Origin of the sequence: Trinickia terrae (assembly GCF_005144415.1) — a bacterium.
Classification (GTDB): Bacteria; Pseudomonadota; Gammaproteobacteria; order Burkholderiales; family Burkholderiaceae; genus Trinickia_A; species Trinickia_A terrae.
The window spans coordinates 320,936-339,159 of record NZ_SWJE01000003.1; the positions used below are offsets into that span (position 1 = coordinate 320,936).

The window sequence follows — 18,224 nt, forward strand, 5'->3', positions numbered from 1 at the left end:
CATGCCCTTGCCCGAACGCCGCTTGCCCGATTCCGACGACGATGCGCCTCTGAAGCCGAAACGGCGCACGGGGCAGGGCAAGGCGGCGGCCAAGCGCGCTGGCGCTCAGCCTGCAGACAAGCAAGGCAACCCGGACGCTCCGGCCAAGCTCCCGAAAACCGCCGACAAGCTCGCCAAGCTCGGCCTCAAACGCGACATCGACCTCGTGCTGCACCTGCCGATGCGCTACGAAGACGAGACCTCGCTCACGCCGATCGGTGAGCTGTTGCCCGGCGAGACCGCGCAGACCGAGGGTGTCGTATTCGACAACGAGATCGCCTACCGGCCGCGCCGCCAGCTGCTCGTCAAGCTGCGCGACGACGCCGGCGAAGAGCTCACGCTGCGCTTCCTGAATTTCTACGGCTCGCAGGTCAAGCAGATGGCGGCGGGTACGCGCCTGCGCGTGCGCGGCGACGTGCGCGGCGGCTTCTTCGGCCTCGAGATGGTGCACCCGGCGGTGCGGCCCGTCGACGAGGACACGCCGCTGCCGCAGGCGCTCACGCCGGTCTATCCAAGCACGGCGGGGGTCTCGCAGGCGTACTTGAGAAAGGCGATCGACAACGCGCTCGCCCGCACCACGCTGCCCGAGCTCGTGCCGCCGCCGATCGCCGACGCGTACTTCAAGCCTCTGAACCTGCCGCCGCTGATGCAGGCGGTCCGCACCCTGCACCACCCGAGCGCCGACGCCGACGAAACCGCGTTGATCGACGGCACGCATCCGGCGTGGTCGCGCATCAAATTCGAGGAACTGCTGGCGCAGCAGCTCTCGCTCAAGCGCGCGCACGAGGAGCGCCGCACCCGCTCGGCGCCCGTCATGCCGCAGCGCGCGGCGCACGATCCCGAGTCGCTGGCGGCGCGCCTCGCGCGCGCGCTGCCGTTCGCGCTGACGCGCGCCCAGCAGCGCGTCGGCGCCGAGATCGCCGCCGACCTGACCCAGCCGCACCCGATGCAGCGCCTGCTGCAAGGCGACGTCGGCAGCGGCAAGACCATCGTGGCCGCGCTCGCGGCCGCGCAGGCCATCGACGCGGGCTACCAAGCGGCCTTGATGGCGCCGACCGAAATCCTGGCGGAGCAGCACGCGCGGAAGCTGCGCGGCTGGCTCGAACCGCTCGGCGTCACGGTCGCGTGGCTCGCGGGCAGCCTGAAGGCGAAAGAGAAGCGCGCGGCGCTCGAAGCGGCGGCGTTGGGTACGGCGCAGCTCGTGATCGGCACCCACGCGATCATCCAGGACGCGGTCGAGTTCGCGCGGCTCGGCTTCGTGATCGTCGACGAGCAGCACCGCTTCGGCGTCGCGCAGCGGCTCGCGCTGCGCGCAAAGGCGCAGAACGCCGCCGACGGTGCGCAAAGCTTCCAGCCGCATCAGTTGATGATGTCCGCGACGCCGATCCCGCGCACGCTCGCGATGACCTACTACGCCGACCTCGATGTCTCCACCATCGACGAGCTCCCGCCCGGCCGCACGCCGATCGTGACGAAGCTCATCTCCGACGCGCGCCGCGACGAGGTGATCGGCCGCGTGCGCGAGGCGGCGCTGACAGGGCGGCAGGTGTACTGGGTCTGCCCGCTGATCGAGGAAAGCGAGACGCTGCAGCTCCAGACCGCCGTGGAGACTTACGAGACGCTCGCCGCCGCGTTGCCGGAGCTGCGTGTCGGCCTCGTGCACGGGCGGCTCGCTCCCGCCGAGAAGGCCGCCGTGATGGACGCGTTCTCGCGCAACGAAGTGCAACTGCTGGTGGCGACGACGGTGATCGAAGTCGGCGTCGACGTGCCCAACGCCTCGCTGATGGTGATCGAGCACGCCGAGCGCTTCGGCCTTGCGCAATTGCACCAGCTGCGCGGCCGGGTCGGGCGGGGGAGCGCGGCGTCGGCGTGCGTGCTGCTCTACAGCGGGCCGCTCTCGCTGGCGGGGCGCGCGCGCCTGCAGACGATGCGCGAGACCACCGACGGCTTCGAAATCGCGCGCCGCGACCTCGAGATCCGCGGCCCGGGCGAATTCCTGGGCGCGCGGCAGTCGGGCGAGGCGATGCTGCGCTTTGCGGACCTGCAGCAGGACGGCTGGCTGATCGAGCCCGCGCGCGAAGCAGCGGCGCAGCTCCTGGCCGAGCATCCCGATGTCGTCACCCAGCATCTGGCGCGCTGGTTGGGCGCTCGCGAGCAATTCCTGAAGGCTTGACGCCGGCTGTGCGACGCCGATTTTTATAGGCCGGACGGCATGGATCGGCCTGATACGGACCTTTGAAGGTTGGCGAATCGCTCGCATCGGTGTATAACTTAAACCTATCGAATCCAATGCATTGATTGATCCCTCAATGACGCTCACAGAATTGAAATACATCGTCGCCGTTGCCCGGGAGCGGCACTTCGGCCGCGCGGCCGAGGCCTGCTTCGTCAGCCAGCCGACGCTGTCGGTCGCGATCAAGAAGCTCGAAGACGAACTCAACGTGCAGATCTTCGAGCGGGGTACGAGCGAAGTCAGCGTGACGCCGATCGGCGAGCAGATCGTCACGCAGGCGCAGCGCGTGCTCGAGCAGACGCTCGCGATCAAGGAAATCGCCAAGCAGGGCAAGGACCCGCTCGTCGGGCCGCTGCGGCTCGGCGTGATCTACACGATCGGGCCCTACCTGCTGCCCACTCTGGTCAAGCAGATGATCAAGACCGTCCCGCAGATGCCGTTGATGCTCCAGGAGAACTACACGCTCAAGCTGATCGAGCTCCTGAAGCAGGGCGAGATCGACGTCGCGATCATGGCGCTGCCGTTTCCCGAGACTGGCCTGATGGTGCGTCCCCTTTACGACGAGCCGTTCGTGGTCGCGCTGCCGTCGGGGCATGCGTGGGAAACGCGCAAGTCGATCGACGCCACTGACCTCAAGCAGGAGACGATGTTGCTGCTCGGCAGCGGGCATTGCTTCCGCGATCACGTGCTGGGCGTCTGCCCGGAGCTGATGCGCTTCTCGCAGAACGCGGACGGGATCCAGAAGACCTTCGAAGGCTCGTCGCTGGAGACGATCCGGCATATGGTCGCGAGCGGCGTCGGGATTACGGTGCTGCCGCGCATGTCGGTGCTCGAGGTGAAAGCGAATGCGCCGGGCGTCGACGCGGGGCTCCTGAGCTACGTGCCGTTCGAGGCGCCGATTCCGGATCGCCGCGTCGTGCTGGCCTGGCGCAAGAGCTTCACGCGGATGCCGGCCATCGAGGCGATCAGCGAGGCGATCGCCTCATGCGAGTTACCGGGCGTCAACAAGCTCGACATGCCGGTCGCACTCAACTAACCCCCAAGGCGGTATTTAGCCACTGCCTATTGAATAGATAAAATCAATCAAATTTAGTAATTCGATAGGTGTGGCTAAACTTTGCTCCATGGATCTCGAATCCGATACCCGTGGAGGAAGTCATGAACCAGCCGCTTGTCCCGAACCCGGCCCAATCGAGCGCCGCAGCGCTTGCCAGCGCCAGCGCCAAGGTCGCCTCGATGTTCCGCGGCGCGCGCACCGTGGCGTTCTCGCTTCTGGTCGATCGCGCGCTCGCTGCTTGAGCCTCGCTGTCGCAAAGCTGAAGGAGTCCAGATCATGACCCAAGTGATGATGAATATCGGCGAGGCGTTGTTCGCGCAATCCGCGACGCGCAGGAGCAGCATCTCGTTCGCGCAGAAGGCGGTGGGCCTCGCGATTGTCGGCAGCGGATTCGCGGTGATCGTCGCTTACGGCGTGCATTTCGCGATCGGCGGATGAGCGTGCAAAGCGTGCAGCCTGCGGGCGGCGTTTCATCGTTCTACGCTACACTGTCGCTCGCCTGAGCGGGCCACGGCCATGGGCCGGCGGGCCGCTCCAGCGGGTTCGCATCCCCTTTCTCATGGAGTTGTCATGGCGAAAAAAGACACTGCACCACAAATCAACATCGGCATCAGCGACAAGGACCGCAAGAAGATCGCCGAGGGCCTCTCGCGGCTGCTCGCCGATACGTACACGCTGTACCTGAAGACCCACAACTTCCACTGGAACGTCACGGGCCCGATGTTCAACACGCTGCATCTGATGTTCGAGACGCAGTACAACGAACTGGCGCTCGCCGTCGACGCGATCGCGGAGCGCATCCGCGCGCTGGGCGTCATGGCGCCGGGCAGCTACAAGGAATTCGCGAAGCTGTCGTCGATCCCCGAGGCGGACGGCGTGCCGGCCGCGGAAGAGATGATCCGCCAGCTGGTCGAAGGCCAGGAAGCGGTGGCGCGCACGGCGCGCGAAATCTTCCCGGCAACGGAAGCGGCCAACGACGAGCCGACCGCCGACCTGCTGACGCAGCGCATGCAGACGCACGAGAAGACCGCGTGGATGCTGCGCGCGATGCTGGCTTAAGCGGCTGGGCTTGCCGGCGGTTCGCCGGCGGCAACAAGAACAAGGCCTCCCGTATTCGGGAGGCCTTGTTCATTTCGGCTCTAAAATATCGGGATTGCCTTCACCGTCCCGCCCATGTTCGCCCGACTCCCCCTCTTTCTGCGCCTCGTGCGCATGGACAAGCCGATCGGCAGCCTGCTCCTGCTCTGGCCCACGCTCAACGCCCTGTGGATCGCGTCGAACGGACGCCCGTCGCTGCCGCTGCTCGTGATCTTCGTGCTCGGCACGGTGCTGATGCGCTCGGCGGGCTGCGCGATCAACGACTACGCCGACCGCGATTTCGACCGCTACGTGAAGCGCACGGAGAATCGTCCGATCACTTCCGGCAAGATCAAGGCGTGGGAAGCCGTGGCGCTCGCGGCAGGCTTGTCGATTATCGCGTTCCTGCTGATCCTGCCGCTCAATGCGCTGACGAAGGAGCTGTCGGTGGCGGCGCTGTTCGTGGCAGGCTCCTATCCGTTCACGAAGCGCTTTTTCGCGATTCCGCAGGCCTACCTTGGCATCGCGTTCGGCTTCGGCATCCCGATGGCGTTCGCCGCCGTGCAGGATCAGGTGCCGACGCTTGCCTGGGTGATGCTGCTCGCGAACGTGTTCTGGTCGGTCGCTTATGACACCGAGTACGCAATGGTCGACCGCGACGACGACATCAAGATCGGCATCCGCACCTCGGCACTGACGTTCGGCCGCTTCGACGTGCTCGCGATCATGCTTTGCTATGCAGCGACGCTCGGCATCTACGTGTGGATCGGCGTCACGCTGCGCTTTGGCGCGCTGTATTGGCTCGGCTGGGCGGCGGCGCTTGGCTGCGCGATCTACCACTACACGCTGATCCGCGGCCGCGAGCGGATGCCGTGCTTCGCGGCGTTCCGGCACAACAACTGGCTGGGCGGTGCGCTGTTCGTCGGCATTGCCGCCCATTACGCGGTGGCGGGGCTCTGAGTTACCTCTGCGTTACTGCTTGCCCAGCTCGTCGCCCATTTCCTTTGCGCGCGCGTCGGCGGCCAGCAGGCCGCGCACGATCGCGTCCTTGACGCCTTGCGCGTCGAACGACGCCAGCGCCGCGGCCGTCGTGCCGCCCTTCGATGTCACGCGCTCGCGCAGCACGCTCGCGGGCTCCCCCGATTGCGCGGCCAATTGCGCCGCGCCGGTGAAGGTCGCGACCGCGAGCGCGCGGCCCTGGGCGTCGTCCATGCCGAGCTGGCGCGCTGCTTCCTGCATCGCTTCGATGAAATAGAACACGTAGGCGGGGCCGCTGCCGGAGATCGCGGTGACCGCGTCGATCATTGTTTCGTCGTCGAACCAGACCGTTTCCCCGACCGCGCCGAGCACTTGCGAGGCGAGCGCGCGGCTCGCTTCGTCGACGCCCGGCAAGGCGGCGAGTCCGGTCACGCCCATGCCGATCAGCGCCGGCGTGTTCGGCATGGTCCGCACGATGCGCGCATAGCCGCCGAGCCAGCGCGACAGGTCGGCGCCGCGAATGCCGGCGGCGATGCTGATGACGAGCTGCGTCGACAGATGCGGCGCGAGCGCTTCGCTCACCGCTTTGAGCACCTGCGGTTTGACCGCCAACACGATCGCGTCGTATACGCCGAGCGCCGCATCCGCCGCGGCGCCGGTCTTGATGCCGAACTGCTGTGCGGTGCGCTCGCGCGCGTCTTCATTGACGTCGATCGCGTAGATGTCCGCAGGCGCGACGCCTCGCTTGATGAGGCCGCCGATCAGGGCCGCGGCCATGTTGCCGCCGCCGATGAATGCAATCTTCATGATGTCCTAGAGTGAGGCGAGAAAGAGGGAAGCGGGCAATACGCGCGTCAAGCCACGCTCAATGCGAGTAATCGCGCGCGCCGAAGATCGCGGTGCCGACGCGCACGATCGTCGCGCCTTCGAGCACGGCGGCTTCGAGGTCGGCGGACATGCCCATCGACAGCGTATCGAGCGCCATGCCGTCCGCGCGCAGGCGCTCGAACAATTCGCGCAGCGCACGGTGCGGCGCGCGCTGCGCCTCGAGGTCGCCGGCCGGCTCCGGAATCGACATCAGGCCGCGCAGGCGCAGTTTCGGCAGCGCGGCGATCTCGCGCGCAACCGACGGCGCGTCGGCGGGCGCGACGCCGCTCTTGGTTTCCTCGCCGCTGACGTTGACCTGCAGGCAGACGTTGAGCGGCGGCAGGCTGTCGGGCCGCTGTTCCGAGAGCCGCTGCGCGATCTTCAGGCGGTCCACCGAATGCACCCAGTCGAAATGCTCGGCGACGGGCTTGGTCTTGTTCGATTGCAGCGGGCCGATGAAATGCCATTCGAGCCCGGCGCGCAGGTCGGCGAGCGCTTCGATCTTCGCGATCGATTCCTGCACGTAGTTTTCGCCGAACGCGCGCTGGCCGGCGGCATGCGCCTCGCGAACGGCGTCGGCGGGAAACGTCTTCGAGACCGCTAGCAGCGCGATCGACGCGGCGTCGCGCCCCGCGGACTGGGCGGCGCGCTCGATGCGTCGATGCACGGCGTCGAGGTTGTGGGTGAGATCGGACATGGGGCGTGTGGCGAGAAGCTGCGGGGGACGCGATGCTTCGAATTATACGGATACTGCGTGGTTATCGAGGGATGCGTCGCTCTGGGTAGCGATGCCTTTCTTCGGTGGGGCTGCCCGCCGTTTGTACCGGCGGATGGAGTAGGGTTGCCGATACCGGGTGCTATTCCGAATGCGGCAGAATAGGCGTGCTGTCAGTGGTCTGCAACAGGTTTTGGATAATTATTCTGTTATGCTTACATTTATTGTCAGAGGCGTAGCATCGCTCGATATGTTCATCATCGACACACACGTGAAGGGTTGACTCTATGACGATTTACTACGCGGCTGTCGACGGTGATCCTCTCACTGGAAACGACGGAAGCTACGTAATCGCGAAGCCGCGTAACCGCACCATTGCAGACGAGAGCGGAAAGCTTCGCGAAGGTGCATTGATCGGGGACTTTGCTTTCTGTGCGACCTGTGGAGCCACCGGAGAAATTGCCTATGGCGTTATCTTGGCTCCGGGCCGAAGGCCGAAACATCGAGGCGTCGATTGGGCACTCGGTGGAGATATCGTTTTATGCAAGTGCGCTACGCCACCGAGCATCTACCCGGTTCACGGGAAGCGATGCAAAATATTCGACAGCCCTCCTGAAACGCGCTCCCCATTGGGTAGAGCTTCTACCAATTCATTGGCGGCGCTCAATGCAACTCACTGGATCGGCTTTACGCTTAGTGAATCCGCAAGCTATGAAGGCATGTCATGCGTTGCACACTTCACCGATGGCTCCAGCGAACGCGGCGTGATCGACGCTAGAAACAATGTCCGATTCACGAGAGCAAATGACAGTGCATGCAAGCGCATCGAAATTGTGGCGAACTATTCCTCGACAGACGGGACGGCCGTATCCGAAGCGCTCTTGTCAGCAATTGCACAGTAATGTCAAACACCCAAGTACCGGTTAGCAGCACTGTTCGAGGTTCATTCGAAACGAACAGGGATCATCAGATTGAGACACGGATTCTCGCTGACGCGCGTGCCGCTTTGGAAGGAGCTGGAGTCTATTTTTCTCAAGCCGCTATCAGCGATGCGAACGTAAGAACACGTTATGCTGCTGGCATCAAGCGGATGAGCGAGGGCGTGCAATCCGAAGTCAACGCTGGTCACATGACTGCTGCTGAAGGCGCTGCCTTCTGTCAAGACATGCGCAATCGCATCATGGAGGAAGCAAGAAAGGTGACGTCGCCCGCAGGCTTGGCAAGAGCGCAGGCCCAGAAAGTCAGAGGGGCTAACCTGGAAATGCTTCTCGACAAGTATTCGAGCAAAAACTTCTCCAAGCCGTTCGGTGTATTGGCTGAGGCGGAAAAGAACCGTGCCTACTACGCAATAATCGAGTCGGCAGGAAGAAGCAACGCCAAAGTCAATGCTAAAACTGCTCGAATGAGAACGATGGGCAAGGTCGGCCTATTGATGACGGGAGCGCTGGCAGGATATGAAATTCTGAACGCAGGAGACAAAATACGCGAAACCCAACGACAGACTGCCTCTATCGAAGGAGGTCTGATTGGCGGCACGCTTGTGGGCCTGGCGGTATCCGCAATCTGCGGAGTTGGTGCTCCGATCTGTGCTATTGGCGTGGTGTTGATAGGTTCGACGCTTGGTTCGGTCGCCACGCAGACGGCTTACGACGCATATCTCGACGAACTGGAGGAATTCCGTGCATGGGGAATCCGATAGACGAGAAGGAAAAAGAGCGTATCTGGGCAACGATGGCGGAATTCTTCGTTGACAATGAAATTGACTACGACTACCACGCCGCCAAGATATGCGCATACCCCCTGCAAGATTTGAAGGAGATTTTCTTTCGTGAAGTCGCCCCCGTGTGCGGCCCAAACATCCTAACTCCGATCCCCCCAGTCTGGCTTTCTTTCGACGATGAATGGGTCGTCCGCGAAGTTAAAGAACTGCTTTCGAAGTGTAGGAAGTCTCCTTTGTTCCGGATACGTCACGAACTCAATGTTCTATATTTTCGTGCCACGCTTAGACACATATGGCCGGAAGTCGAACAGGCGATCAAACGTCAAAAGGACTCAGGAAAGAGGGATTGAGAACTCGCCCTCTGTCCTCACCCGAACACCAAATGCTCGACGAGCTGAATCCAGTGCGCGACCGGCACCGGCGTCCCGCTTTGCAGATGCGCGATGCAGCCCACGTTCGCCGACACGATCATCTGCGGGTCGAGCGCGTAGAGGCTGTCGAGCTTCTGATCGCGCAGCTTGTACGACAGCGCCGGCTGCGTCAGCGAATAGGTGCCCGCCGAGCCGCAGCAGAGGTGGCTGTCCGCGGGCAGCCGCACTTCGATGCCGAGCGAATTCAGCAAGTGCTCGACCTTGCCGCGGATCTGCTGCCCGTGCTGCAGCGTGCACGGCGGATGGAACGCGACCGTGTGGACGCCGCGCCGGCGCGTCAGCGCGGCCAGCTCCGGCTCGAACTCGGGCAGGATCTCGGCGACGTCGCGCGTGAGCTCGGCGATGCGCCGCGCCTTTTCCGCGTAAGTCGGGTCGTGGCGCAGCAGATGCGCGTACTCCTTCACCGTCGCCCCGCAGCCCGAGGCGTTCATCACGATCGCCTCGACGCCGCCCTCGACATGCGGCCACCAGGCGTCGATGTTGCGGCGCACGTCGTCGAGCGCTTCCTCGTGGTAGCCGAGGTGCAGGCGGATCGCGCCGCAGCAGCCGGCTTCCGGCGCGACGACGAGCTCGACGCCGAGCGCATCGAACACGCGCGCCGTCGCGATGTTGATGTTGGGCAGCATCGACGGCTGCACGCAGCCGGCCAAGAGCAGCATCTTGCGATCGTGCGTGGTGGTCGGCCATTCGAGCTGGCGCTGGCGGGCCGGGACCTTGTCGCGCAGCTTGCGAGGCAGGAGCGGCCGCACGTACTGGCCGATCCGCATCGCAGGTGAGAACAGCGCGCTGTTCGGCACGAAGCTCGCGAGCAGGCGCCGCAGCAGCCGCTGTCCCGCGGGCCGCGGCACTTGCTCCTCGACGTGCTTGCGGCCGATCTCGACGAGCCGGCCATACTGCACGCCCGACGGACACGTCGTCTCGCAGTTCCGGCACGTGAGGCAGCGGTCCAGATGCAGCTGCGTGCTGCGCGTGACCGGCGCGCCCTCGACCATCTGCTTGATCAGGTAGATGCGTCCGCGCGGGCCGTCGAGCTCGTCGCCGAGCAGCTGGTAGGTCGGGCAGGTCGCCGTGCAGAAGCCGCAATGCACGCATTTGCGCAGGATCGCGTCGGCTTCCTCGCCGTCGGGCGTGTTACGAATGAAGTCCGCGAGATTGGTCTGCATCGCGTCGCTCAGAAATCAAGGTAGAGGCGGCCGCGGTTGAACACGCGAGCCGGATCGAAGGCGGCCTTCAGGCCGCGGTGGACTTTCATCAGCGGCGCAGGCAGCGGCGTGAAGACCCCGGCGCTGCGGTCGTAGCCGTGGCCGGTGCGGAAGATCGTCGCGTGGCCGCCCGCCTGCTTCGCGCTCATGCGCACGGTCTGCGCATCGGTGTCGGTGATCCACCAGCGCTGCGCGCCGCCCCACTCGACGAGCTGCGCGCCCGGCAGCTGCAGCGGCTCCGTGATCGACGGCAGGCCGAGCCGCCAGAGCGCCGCCTTGGGCGGAATCGCCGAGAAGAACGGATCGGTTTGCTCGCGCAGGCCGTCCCAGAAGCGCTCGGCCTCGACCGCGTCGACGACCTCGCCGCCGAGCGCGGTCCGCGCGGACTTCACCGCGCTCTCCGCGCCGCCGAGCCGTACGACGAGCGTGCCGTTGCGCCACGCGCTCGCGGTGATCGGCAGCGGCCGGCCGCCCCATTCGTTGAGCTTGCGCACGGCGTCGGTGCCGTTCATGTCGAACTTGATGGTGGCCTCGGCGGCGGGGCGCGGCAGCACTTTCATCGAGATTTCGAGGATCAGCCCGAGCGTGCCGAGCGAGCCTGCCATCAGCCGCGAGACGTCGTAGCCGGCGACGTTCTTCACCACCTGCCCGCCGAAGTGGAGCGTCTCGCCGCCGCCGTTCATCAGCACGACGCCGAGCACGAAGTCGCGCACCGCGCCGGCCGCGACGCGCCGCGGCCCGGCGATGCCCGCCGCGACGCAGCCGCCGAAGGTCGCCGCGCGGCCGAAGTGGGGCGGCTCGAACGCGAGCATCTGGTTGTGCTCGGCGAGCGCCGCTTCGATTTCCTCGAGTGGTGTGCCGCAACGCGCCGTGATCACGAGTTCGGCGGGGTCGTACGAAAGGATGCCGCGATAGGCGCGCGTGTCGAGGATGTCGCCTTCGAGTGCCTGGCCGTACCAGTCTTTCGTGCCGCCGCCGCGAATGCGCAGCGGCCGTCCGTCAGCCGTGGCCGCGCGGATGCGTTCCGACCATTCGGCGACGATGTCGTCCTCTTCCATGGCGCTCCGCTTATGTTTGTAGTCTGTCGAATATGGGGTCGATTGTACCGGGCGACCCGGGGCAAGCAAGCCGGGTCCGCCCGGCCCCGGGTAAATCCTCGTTGCGCGGTGAAGCGGGGCTTGGCGCGCAGGGGTGGGCCCGGGGGCGCTCAGAAGCGCGGCAGTTCGGCGTGCGGCAGCAGGCCGCCGCGCACATGCATCTTCCCGTACTCGGCGCAGCGGGCACGCGTGGGAATGCCCTTGTCGGGATTGAGCAGGCCGAGCGGATCGAACGCATGCTTGACCGCGAAGAACGCGTCGCGCTCTGCGGGCGAGAACTGCACGCACATCGAGTTGATCTTTTCGATGCCGACGCCATGCTCGCCCGTCACCGTGCCGCCGAGCTCGACGCAGGTCTCGAGGATGTCCGCGCCGAACGCCTCGGCGCGGTGCCATTCGTCGAGATCGTTGCCGTTGAAGAGGATCAGCGGATGCATGTTGCCGTCGCCCGCATGGAACACGTTCATGCAGCGCAGGCGGTACTTGCGCTCCATCTCCTCGATGCGCGCCAGGAGCGGCCCGATGCTGCGGCGGGGCACGGTGCCGTCCATGCAGTAGTAGTCGGGCGAGATTCGGCCCGCGGCCGGAAACGCGTTCTTGCGGCCCGACCAGAACTTGAGCCGCTCGGCTTCGGAACGCGAGATCTGGATGCGCGTCGCGCCATGCTCGCGCAGCACGGCCGTCATACGGACGATCTCCTCGGCCACTTCCTCCGGCGTGCCGTCCGATTCGCAGAGCAGGATGGCGGCGGCGTCGAGATCGTAGCCCGCGCCGACGAACTCCTCGACGGCGCGCGTCGCGGGCTTGTCCATCATCTCGAGGCCGGCCGGGATGATGCCCGACGCGATGATGCCGGCCACCGCGTCGCCGCCTTTCACGACGTCGTCGAAGCTCGCCATGACGACCTGCGCGGTCTGCGGCTTCGGAATCAGCTTGACGGTGACCTCGGTGACGATCGCGAACATCCCTTCGCTGCCGATCAGGACCGCGAGCAGGTCGAGCCCCGGCGCATCGGGTGCGAGCGAGCCGAACTCGACGATATCGCCCTCCATCGTGACCGCGCGCACGCGCAGCACGTTGTGGACAGTCAGGCCGTACTTCAGGCAATGCACGCCGCCCGAATTCTCCGCGACGTTGCCGCCGATCGTGCAGGCGATCTGCGACGACGGGTCGGGCGCGTAGTAGAGCCCGTAGGGCGCGGCGGCCTCGGAGATCGCGAGATTGCGCACGCCCGGCTGCACGATGGCCGTGCGCGCATACGAATCGATTTCGACGATCTTCTTGAAGCGCGCGAGCGACAGCACGATGCCGTTGCGAATCGGCATGGCGCCGCCCGAGAGCCCGGTGCCCGCGCCGCGCGGCACGATCGGCACGTTGAGGCGCCTGCAGATCTGCACGATGCGCTGGACCTGCGCTTCGGTCTCCGGCAGCGCGACCGCGAGCGGCAGCCGCCGGTAGGCGGCGAGGCCGTCGCATTCGTAGGGCGTGGTGTCTTCTTCGCGGTAGAGCAGGCAATGCGTCGGCAGCACGGCCATCAGCGCCTGTACGACTTCGCGCTGGCGCTCGGCGAGTGCTTCGGCTGACAGCTCGGTGGGGGCGTTCATGATGTCTCCGGCTAACTAATTGTGGGCGCTAGGCCTTATAAGAAAAAATCTTACCCGGGTTCATCAGGTTGCGAGGATCGAGCGCGTGCTTGACTGAGCGCATGACGTCGACAGCGTCCGCGCCATGCTCATCGAGCAGGAAGCCCATCTTGTGCAGCCCGACGCCATGCTCGCCCGTGCAGGTGCCGTCCATGCGCAGCGCGCGCTCGACGATGCGCCGGTTCAGCCGCTCGGCTTCTTCCAATTCTTCGGGCTTGGCCGGGTCGATCAGCATCGCGACGTGGAAGTTGCCGTCGCCGACATGGCCGACGATCGGACACAGCAGCGGCGAGCCCTTCAAGTCCTGCTCCGTCTCGACGACGCATTCGGCGAGACGCGAGATCGGCACGCAGACGTCGGTCGTGACCGCCCGGCAGCCGGGTTTCAGCTGCAGCATCGCGAAAAAGGCGCTGTGCCGCGCGTTCCACAGGCGGTTGCGCTCTTCCGGCCGGGTCGCCCATTCGAAGCCGCTGCCGGCGTTGTCCGCGGCGATCTGCTGGACCGTTTCCGCCTGCTCCTTGACGCCGGCCCCGGTGCCGTGGAACTCGAAGAAAAGCGTGGGCGACTCGGGCAGCGTCAGGTTCGAATGGCGGTTGATCGCGCGGACCGCGAGCGAATCGACGAACTCGACGCGCGCAATCGGCACGCCGAGCTGAATCGTCTCGATGACGCACTTCACGGCGCCGCTCATCGACGGAAACGCGCAGATCGCCGCCGAGACTGCCTCAGGCTGCGGATAGATGCGCACGGTGATTTCGGTGATGACGCCGAGCGTGCCTTCCGAGCCGACGAAGAGCCGCGTCAGGTCGTAGCCGGCCGAGGATTTGCGCGCGCGCGTGCCGGTTTTCACGATGCGGCCGTCGGCGAGCACGACGGTCAGGCCGAGCACGTTTTCGCGCATCGTGCCGTAGCGCACGGCGTTGGTGCCGGAGGCGCGCGTCGCGGACATGCCGCCGATGCTGGCGTCGGCGCCCGGATCGATGGGGAAGAAGAGGCCGGTGCCGCGCAGCGCCTCGTTGAGCGCCTTGCGCGAGACGCCGGCCTGGACCGTGGCGGTGAGGTCTTCCGCCGCGATCGAGAGCACCTGATTCATCTCCGACAAGTCGATCGACACGCCGCCTTCGACTGCCAGCAGATGCCCTTCGAGCGACGAACCGTTGCCATAAGGGATGATCGGCACGCCATACTGGCCGCATAGCTTGACGGCGGTCTGCACCTCCTCGGTGGAGCGTGCGAAGACGACGGCGTCGGGCAATTGCGGATCGAACGGGGATTCGTCGCGGCCGTGGTGCGCGCGCACGGCTTCGGACGTCGAGACGCGCTCGCCGAACGCGGCTTGCAGCGCTTGGAGCAATTCGGCGGGAACGGGACGGCGAACGGGGGCCGGCGGCACGGGGTGGTTCACTGATGTCTCCTCGCGGGGTACAGCGTGTTGTGGCGAAGCTTGCCTTCTAGGCGATCCATTCTACGCCGATCGCCCCCGCCAGACCCTCGAGATATCCCGGAAACCTATAATGGTGGCCGCTGTGCACCCCGTATTCGACAACAGGAAGGAGCCAGGATGGGACACCGTTTGAGCAAGATCGTCACCCGCACCGGCGACGACGGCACCACCGGTCTCGGCGACGGCAGCCGGGTGCGCAAGGACGATGTGCGCATCGCCGCGATCGGCGATGTCGACGAGCTGAACTCGCAGATTGGCGTGCTGCTCTGCGAATCGCTGCCGGACGACGTGCGCGGCATGCTGACCGCGATCCAGCACGATTTGTTCGATTTGGGCGGCGAGCTCTGCATCCCCGGCCACACGATGATCACCGAAGCGCAACTGGCGCAGCTCGACGGCTGGCTTGCGCAGTGCAACGCGGACCTGCCCCCGCTCAAGGAATTCATCCTGCCGGGCGGCTCGCGGGCTGCGGCGCTTGCACATGTTTGCCGCACCGTGTGCCGCCGGGCGGAACGCTCGATCGTCGCACTCGGCGAGACGCAGGCGCTCAACGCAGCGCCGCGTCGCTACGTGAACCGGCTGTCGGATTTATTGTTCGTGCTCGCGCGCGTGCTCAACCGCGCGGATGGCGGCAGCGACGTGCTCTGGAAGCACGATCGCTGACGCCTGCTGCTGCTCACCCCATCAGTTTCCGCTGCCGCGCGCAATGCGCCGCTGCTTGACGCTCTGAGCCAGCCCTTCGAGCACGCCGAGGCTGTCTTCCCAGTTGATGCAGCCATCGGTGATGCTCTGGCCATAGGTCAGGGCGCAGCCTTCCTTCAGGTCCTGCCGTCCCGCGACCAGATGCGACTCGACCATCACGCCGACGATCCGCTCGTCGCCGGCGGCGATCTGGCGGCCGATGTCGGCGCACACCGGGATCTGGTTCTCATGCTTCTTCGAGCTGTTCGCGTGGCTCGCATCGATCATCAGGCGCGCAGCAAGGCCGGCCTTGCTGATATCGGTGCAGGCCGCGTCGACGCTCGCCGCGTCGTAGTTGGGCACTTTGCCGCCGCGCAGGATGATGTGGCAGTCCTCGTTGCCGGCCGTCGACACGATCGCCGAGTGCCCGCCCTTCGTCACCGACAGGAAATGGTGCGGCTGCGACGCCGCCTTGATCGCATCGACGGCGATCTTCACGTTGCCGTCGGTGCCGTTCTTGAAGCCGACCGGGCAGGAGAGGCCCGACGCCAGCTCGCGGTGCACCTGCGACTCGGTCGTGCGCGCGCCGATCGCGCCCCACGAGATCAGGTCCGCGATGTACTGCGGGCTGATCATGTCGAGGTACTCGGTGCCGGCCGGCAGCCCCAGTTCATTGATGCCGACGAGCAGCTCGCGCGCGGTGCGCAGGCCGTCGTTGATCTTGAAACTGTTGTCGAGGTACGGATCGTTGATGAGACCCTTCCAGCCCACCGTCGTGCGCGGCTTCTCGAAGTACACGCGCATCACGATCTCGAGCTCGTCGGCGAAGCGCTTGCGCTCGTTGACGAGCCGCCCCGCGTACTCCATCGCCGCCTTGGTGTCGTGGATCGAGCACGGGCCGATCACGACGATCAACCGGTCGTCCATGCCGTGCAGGATGCGGTGCATCGACTGGCGGGCGTTGAAGATCAGGTCCGACATTGGCTCGGTGCAGGGGAACTCGCGGATCAGGTGCGCAGGCGGCGTGAGCTCTTTGAGTTCGCGGATTCGGACATCGTCGGTATTGTGCGGGGGCATTCTGGTTCTCCGGTGTGGTGCTCGTGCGCTCAACGCAAGGGGCGCACAGTATTCAAAAAGGCGTTCAAAAATTCGTGGTGGTTAAGCAATTGGTTGATCGGGGCCGAGGCACCGGGCGAAAAAAAACCGCCAGACTCGCTGGCGGTTTTTCGGGAATTCCGGGTGCCTTTTCGTGCACTATCACTCCTCTCGATCCGCCAGCGGTCTGAGATACCAAAAGAAGTAAAAGTAAAACTTGGCGGACAGCATGGCGTTGATAAGTGAAACGGCTCGTCGAAAAAGGTACTCGGCTTTATAACCCGGCAGGGCGCGGCTGACAACCCGTAACCCCTGAAAATGCGGATTATCCGCATGCATCAAGGCAAATGTGCAATAAATTTGCGCGTTTGCCTGCGGCAGCATGACGCGGGCGCCGCGTCAGACAGTGCCGCCGACAGTCATCCGGTCGATCCGCAGCGTCGGCTGGCCGACGCCCACCGGCACGCTCTGGCCTTCCTTGCCGCACACGCCCACGCCCGTATCGAGCGCCATGTCGTTGCCGATCATGCTCACGTACTTGAGCGATTCCGGACCGCTGCCGATCAGCGTCGCGCCCTTCACCGGGTAGGTGACCTTGCCGTTCTCGATCATGTACGCCTCGGAGGCCGAGAACACGAACTTGCCGTTCGTGATGTCGACTTGGCCGCCGCCGAAGTTCACCGCGTACAGGCCGTTCTTCACCGACGCGATGATCTCCTGCGGGTCCTTGTCGCCGTTGAGCATGTAGGTGTTGGTCATGCGCGGCATCGGCAGCGCGGCGTACGACTCGCGGCGCGCGTTGCCGGTGACCGGCATCTTCATCAGGCGCGCGTTCAGCGTGTCCTGGATGTAGCCCTTCAGGATGCCGTCCTCGATCAGCGTGGTGCACTGCGTCGGGTTGCCTTCGTCGTCGATGTTCAGCGAGCCGCGGCGGTTCGGCAGCGTGCCGTCGTCGACGACCGTCACGCCCTTGGCCGCGACCTGCTCTCCGATGCGCCCGGCGAACGCCGACGAGCCCTTGCGGTTGAAGTCGCCCTCGAGCCCGTGGCCGATCGCCTCGTGCAGCAGCACGCCCGGCCAGCCCGGCCCGAGCACGACGGTCATCGCGCCGGCCGGGGCCGGACGCGCGTCGAGGTTCACGAGCGCGGCGTGGACAGCGTCGTCGACGTAGCGCTCGAGCACGGCGTCGGTGAAGTAGCCGTAGTCGAAGCGGCCGCCGCCGCCGCCGCTGCCGATCTCGCGCCGGCCGTTCTGCTCGGCGATCACCGTCACCGAGACGCGCACGAGCGGGCGGATGTCGGCCGCGAGCGCGCCGTCGCTGCGCGCGACGAGCACGACGTCGTATTCGCCCGCGAGGCCCGCCATCACCTGCGTGATGCGCGGGTCGCGGCTACGCGCCATCTGCTCGACGCGCTCGAGCAGTTTCACCTTGGCGGTGGCGTCGAGCGAGGCGAGCGGATCGGAGGGCAGGTAGAGATCGCGCCCGGCCACGCCTGTCAGCGACGACGCCACTTTCACCTTCTGCTTGCCGCCGCCGGCCTTGGCGATCGCGCGCGTGGCCTCGGCGGCCTGCGCGAGCGCTTGCGGCGAGAGGTCGTCGGAGTAGGCGAACGCGGTGCGGTCGCCGGACACGGCGCGCACGCCGACGCCTTGGTCGATGCTGAAGCTGCCCGATTTCACGATGCCTTCCTCGAGGCTCCACGCTTCGCTGCGCGTCGCCTGGAAGTACAGATCGGCGTAGTCGACGCGATGCGTGAAGATGTCGGCGAGCGTGCGCGTGAGCAACGCTTCGTCGAGCCCGTAGGGCGTGAGAAGGACGTCTTTCGCGGTCGCGAGATTGCGGATGCCGGGTTCGATGATGTTCATGCGTGTGTGCGTGGAATCGATAAAAACGGTTGGGGTCGCGGCGGTTCGGCTTCGGTTCGTTGGCTGCTTCGTTTTATGT

The 18,224-nt window shown here is 65.6% G+C and carries 19 protein-coding genes; 10 read left to right on the top strand and 9 right to left on the bottom strand.

All coding sequences use genetic code 11. The features are described 5' to 3' along the window. Position 1 precedes the first annotated feature (1 nt). The 6 genes from recG to ubiA all read left to right on the top strand — a co-directional run bounded on the left by recG (position 2) and on the right by ubiA (position 5,366). Complete coding sequence (recG, locus tag FAZ69_RS06750) at positions 2-2,212, top strand: ATP-dependent DNA helicase RecG (protein WP_136893175.1); 2,211 nt, start codon at positions 2-4, stop codon at positions 2,210-2,212. A gap of 136 nt (positions 2,213-2,348) precedes the next feature. After that, positions 2,349-3,308 carry a hydrogen peroxide-inducible genes activator gene (locus FAZ69_RS06755; RefSeq protein ID WP_136893176.1) on the top strand — a complete coding sequence of 320 codons (960 nt, stop codon included), beginning with the start codon at positions 2,349-2,351 and terminating at the stop codon, positions 3,306-3,308. Positions 3,309-3,430: 122 nt separating this feature from the next. Further along, positions 3,431-3,571: a hypothetical protein gene (locus FAZ69_RS33195; protein WP_169708580.1), complete on the top strand. Its 141-nt coding sequence runs from the start codon at positions 3,431-3,433 to the stop codon at positions 3,569-3,571. A 34-nt stretch (positions 3,572-3,605) separates the two neighbouring features. Beyond that, the gene (locus FAZ69_RS33200) at positions 3,606-3,767 is read left to right on the top strand and encodes a hypothetical protein (RefSeq protein ID WP_169708581.1); all 162 of its coding nucleotides are present in this window, start codon (positions 3,606-3,608) and stop codon (positions 3,765-3,767) included. A 132-nt stretch (positions 3,768-3,899) separates the two neighbouring features. Further along, the gene (locus FAZ69_RS06760) at positions 3,900-4,388 is read left to right on the top strand and encodes a Dps family protein (RefSeq protein ID WP_136893177.1); all 489 of its coding nucleotides are present in this window, start codon (positions 3,900-3,902) and stop codon (positions 4,386-4,388) included. A gap of 114 nt (positions 4,389-4,502) precedes the next feature. Beyond that, positions 4,503-5,366 (top strand): 4-hydroxybenzoate octaprenyltransferase, encoded by an 864-nt coding sequence (ubiA, locus tag FAZ69_RS06765; protein WP_136893178.1) that lies wholly within the window; start codon positions 4,503-4,505, stop codon positions 5,364-5,366. Between the two features lie 12 nt (positions 5,367-5,378). Here ubiA and proC read toward each other — a convergent pair whose 3' ends face one another. Beyond that, a complete protein-coding gene (proC, locus tag FAZ69_RS06770) occupies positions 5,379-6,191 on the bottom strand; it encodes a pyrroline-5-carboxylate reductase (RefSeq protein WP_136893179.1) in 813 nt (270 codons plus the stop codon). 58 nt (positions 6,192-6,249) lie between these two features. Next, positions 6,250-6,948 carry a YggS family pyridoxal phosphate-dependent enzyme gene (locus FAZ69_RS06775; RefSeq protein WP_136893180.1) on the bottom strand — a complete coding sequence of 233 codons (699 nt, stop codon included), beginning with the start codon at positions 6,946-6,948 and terminating at the stop codon, positions 6,250-6,252. A gap of 305 nt (positions 6,949-7,253) precedes the next feature. Here FAZ69_RS06775 and FAZ69_RS06780 point away from each other — a divergent pair, with 305 nt between their 5' ends. Genes FAZ69_RS06780 through FAZ69_RS06790 form a run of 3 tightly spaced genes read left to right on the top strand, consistent with a single transcriptional unit; the run spans position 7,254 to position 9,036 of the window. After that, on the top strand, positions 7,254-7,868 hold the full coding sequence (locus FAZ69_RS06780; protein WP_136893181.1) for a PAAR domain-containing protein: 615 nt from the start codon (positions 7,254-7,256) through the stop codon (positions 7,866-7,868). Next, entirely contained in the window at positions 7,868-8,665 is a 798-nt protein-coding gene (locus tag FAZ69_RS06785; protein WP_136893182.1) for a hypothetical protein, read from the top strand. The genes FAZ69_RS06780 and FAZ69_RS06785 overlap by 1 nt, the downstream gene beginning before the upstream one ends. Then, positions 8,650-9,036 (top strand): DUF7079 family protein, encoded by a 387-nt coding sequence (locus tag FAZ69_RS06790; protein ID WP_136893183.1) that lies wholly within the window; start codon positions 8,650-8,652, stop codon positions 9,034-9,036. Before FAZ69_RS06785 ends, FAZ69_RS06790 begins: the two co-directional genes overlap by 16 nt. Positions 9,037-9,053: 17 nt before the next feature. Here FAZ69_RS06790 and glcF read toward each other — a convergent pair whose 3' ends face one another. The 4 genes from glcF to FAZ69_RS06810 form a co-directional block, all read right to left on the bottom strand. Further along, positions 9,054-10,280 carry a glycolate oxidase subunit GlcF gene (glcF, locus tag FAZ69_RS06795; RefSeq protein ID WP_136893184.1) on the bottom strand — a complete coding sequence of 409 codons (1,227 nt, stop codon included), beginning with the start codon at positions 10,278-10,280 and terminating at the stop codon, positions 9,054-9,056. Positions 10,281-10,288: 8 nt separating this feature from the next. Next, positions 10,289-11,377 carry a glycolate oxidase subunit GlcE gene (glcE, locus tag FAZ69_RS06800; protein ID WP_136893185.1) on the bottom strand — a complete coding sequence of 363 codons (1,089 nt, stop codon included), beginning with the start codon at positions 11,375-11,377 and terminating at the stop codon, positions 10,289-10,291. Positions 11,378-11,526: 149 nt separating this feature from the next. Further along, on the bottom strand, positions 11,527-13,020 hold the full coding sequence (locus FAZ69_RS06805; RefSeq protein WP_136893186.1) for an FAD-linked oxidase C-terminal domain-containing protein: 1,494 nt from the start codon (positions 13,018-13,020) through the stop codon (positions 11,527-11,529). Between the two features lie 28 nt (positions 13,021-13,048). Next, the gene (locus FAZ69_RS06810; protein WP_136893187.1) at positions 13,049-14,464 is read right to left on the bottom strand and encodes an FAD-binding oxidoreductase; all 1,416 of its coding nucleotides are present in this window, start codon (positions 14,462-14,464) and stop codon (positions 13,049-13,051) included. 156 nt (positions 14,465-14,620) lie between these two features. Here FAZ69_RS06810 and FAZ69_RS06815 point away from each other — a divergent pair, with 156 nt between their 5' ends. Then, positions 14,621-15,166 (top strand): cob(I)yrinic acid a,c-diamide adenosyltransferase, encoded by a 546-nt coding sequence (locus FAZ69_RS06815; protein WP_136893188.1) that lies wholly within the window; start codon positions 14,621-14,623, stop codon positions 15,164-15,166. Between the two features lie 21 nt (positions 15,167-15,187). On the opposite strand, the gene aroG is transcribed toward FAZ69_RS06815, so the two are convergent. The 3 genes from aroG to tldD form a co-directional block, all read right to left on the bottom strand. Continuing rightward, positions 15,188-16,261 (bottom strand): 3-deoxy-7-phosphoheptulonate synthase AroG, encoded by a 1,074-nt coding sequence (gene aroG / locus FAZ69_RS06820; RefSeq protein ID WP_136893189.1) that lies wholly within the window; start codon positions 16,259-16,261, stop codon positions 15,188-15,190. 180 nt (positions 16,262-16,441) lie between these two features. Beyond that, the gene (locus tag FAZ69_RS33205) at positions 16,442-16,663 is read right to left on the bottom strand and encodes a hypothetical protein (RefSeq protein ID WP_240702128.1); all 222 of its coding nucleotides are present in this window, start codon (positions 16,661-16,663) and stop codon (positions 16,442-16,444) included. Between the two features lie 15 nt (positions 16,664-16,678). Continuing rightward, on the bottom strand, positions 16,679-18,145 hold the full coding sequence (gene tldD, locus FAZ69_RS06830) for a metalloprotease TldD (protein WP_136893190.1): 1,467 nt from the start codon (positions 18,143-18,145) through the stop codon (positions 16,679-16,681). Between the last annotated feature and the right edge of the window lie 79 nt (positions 18,146-18,224).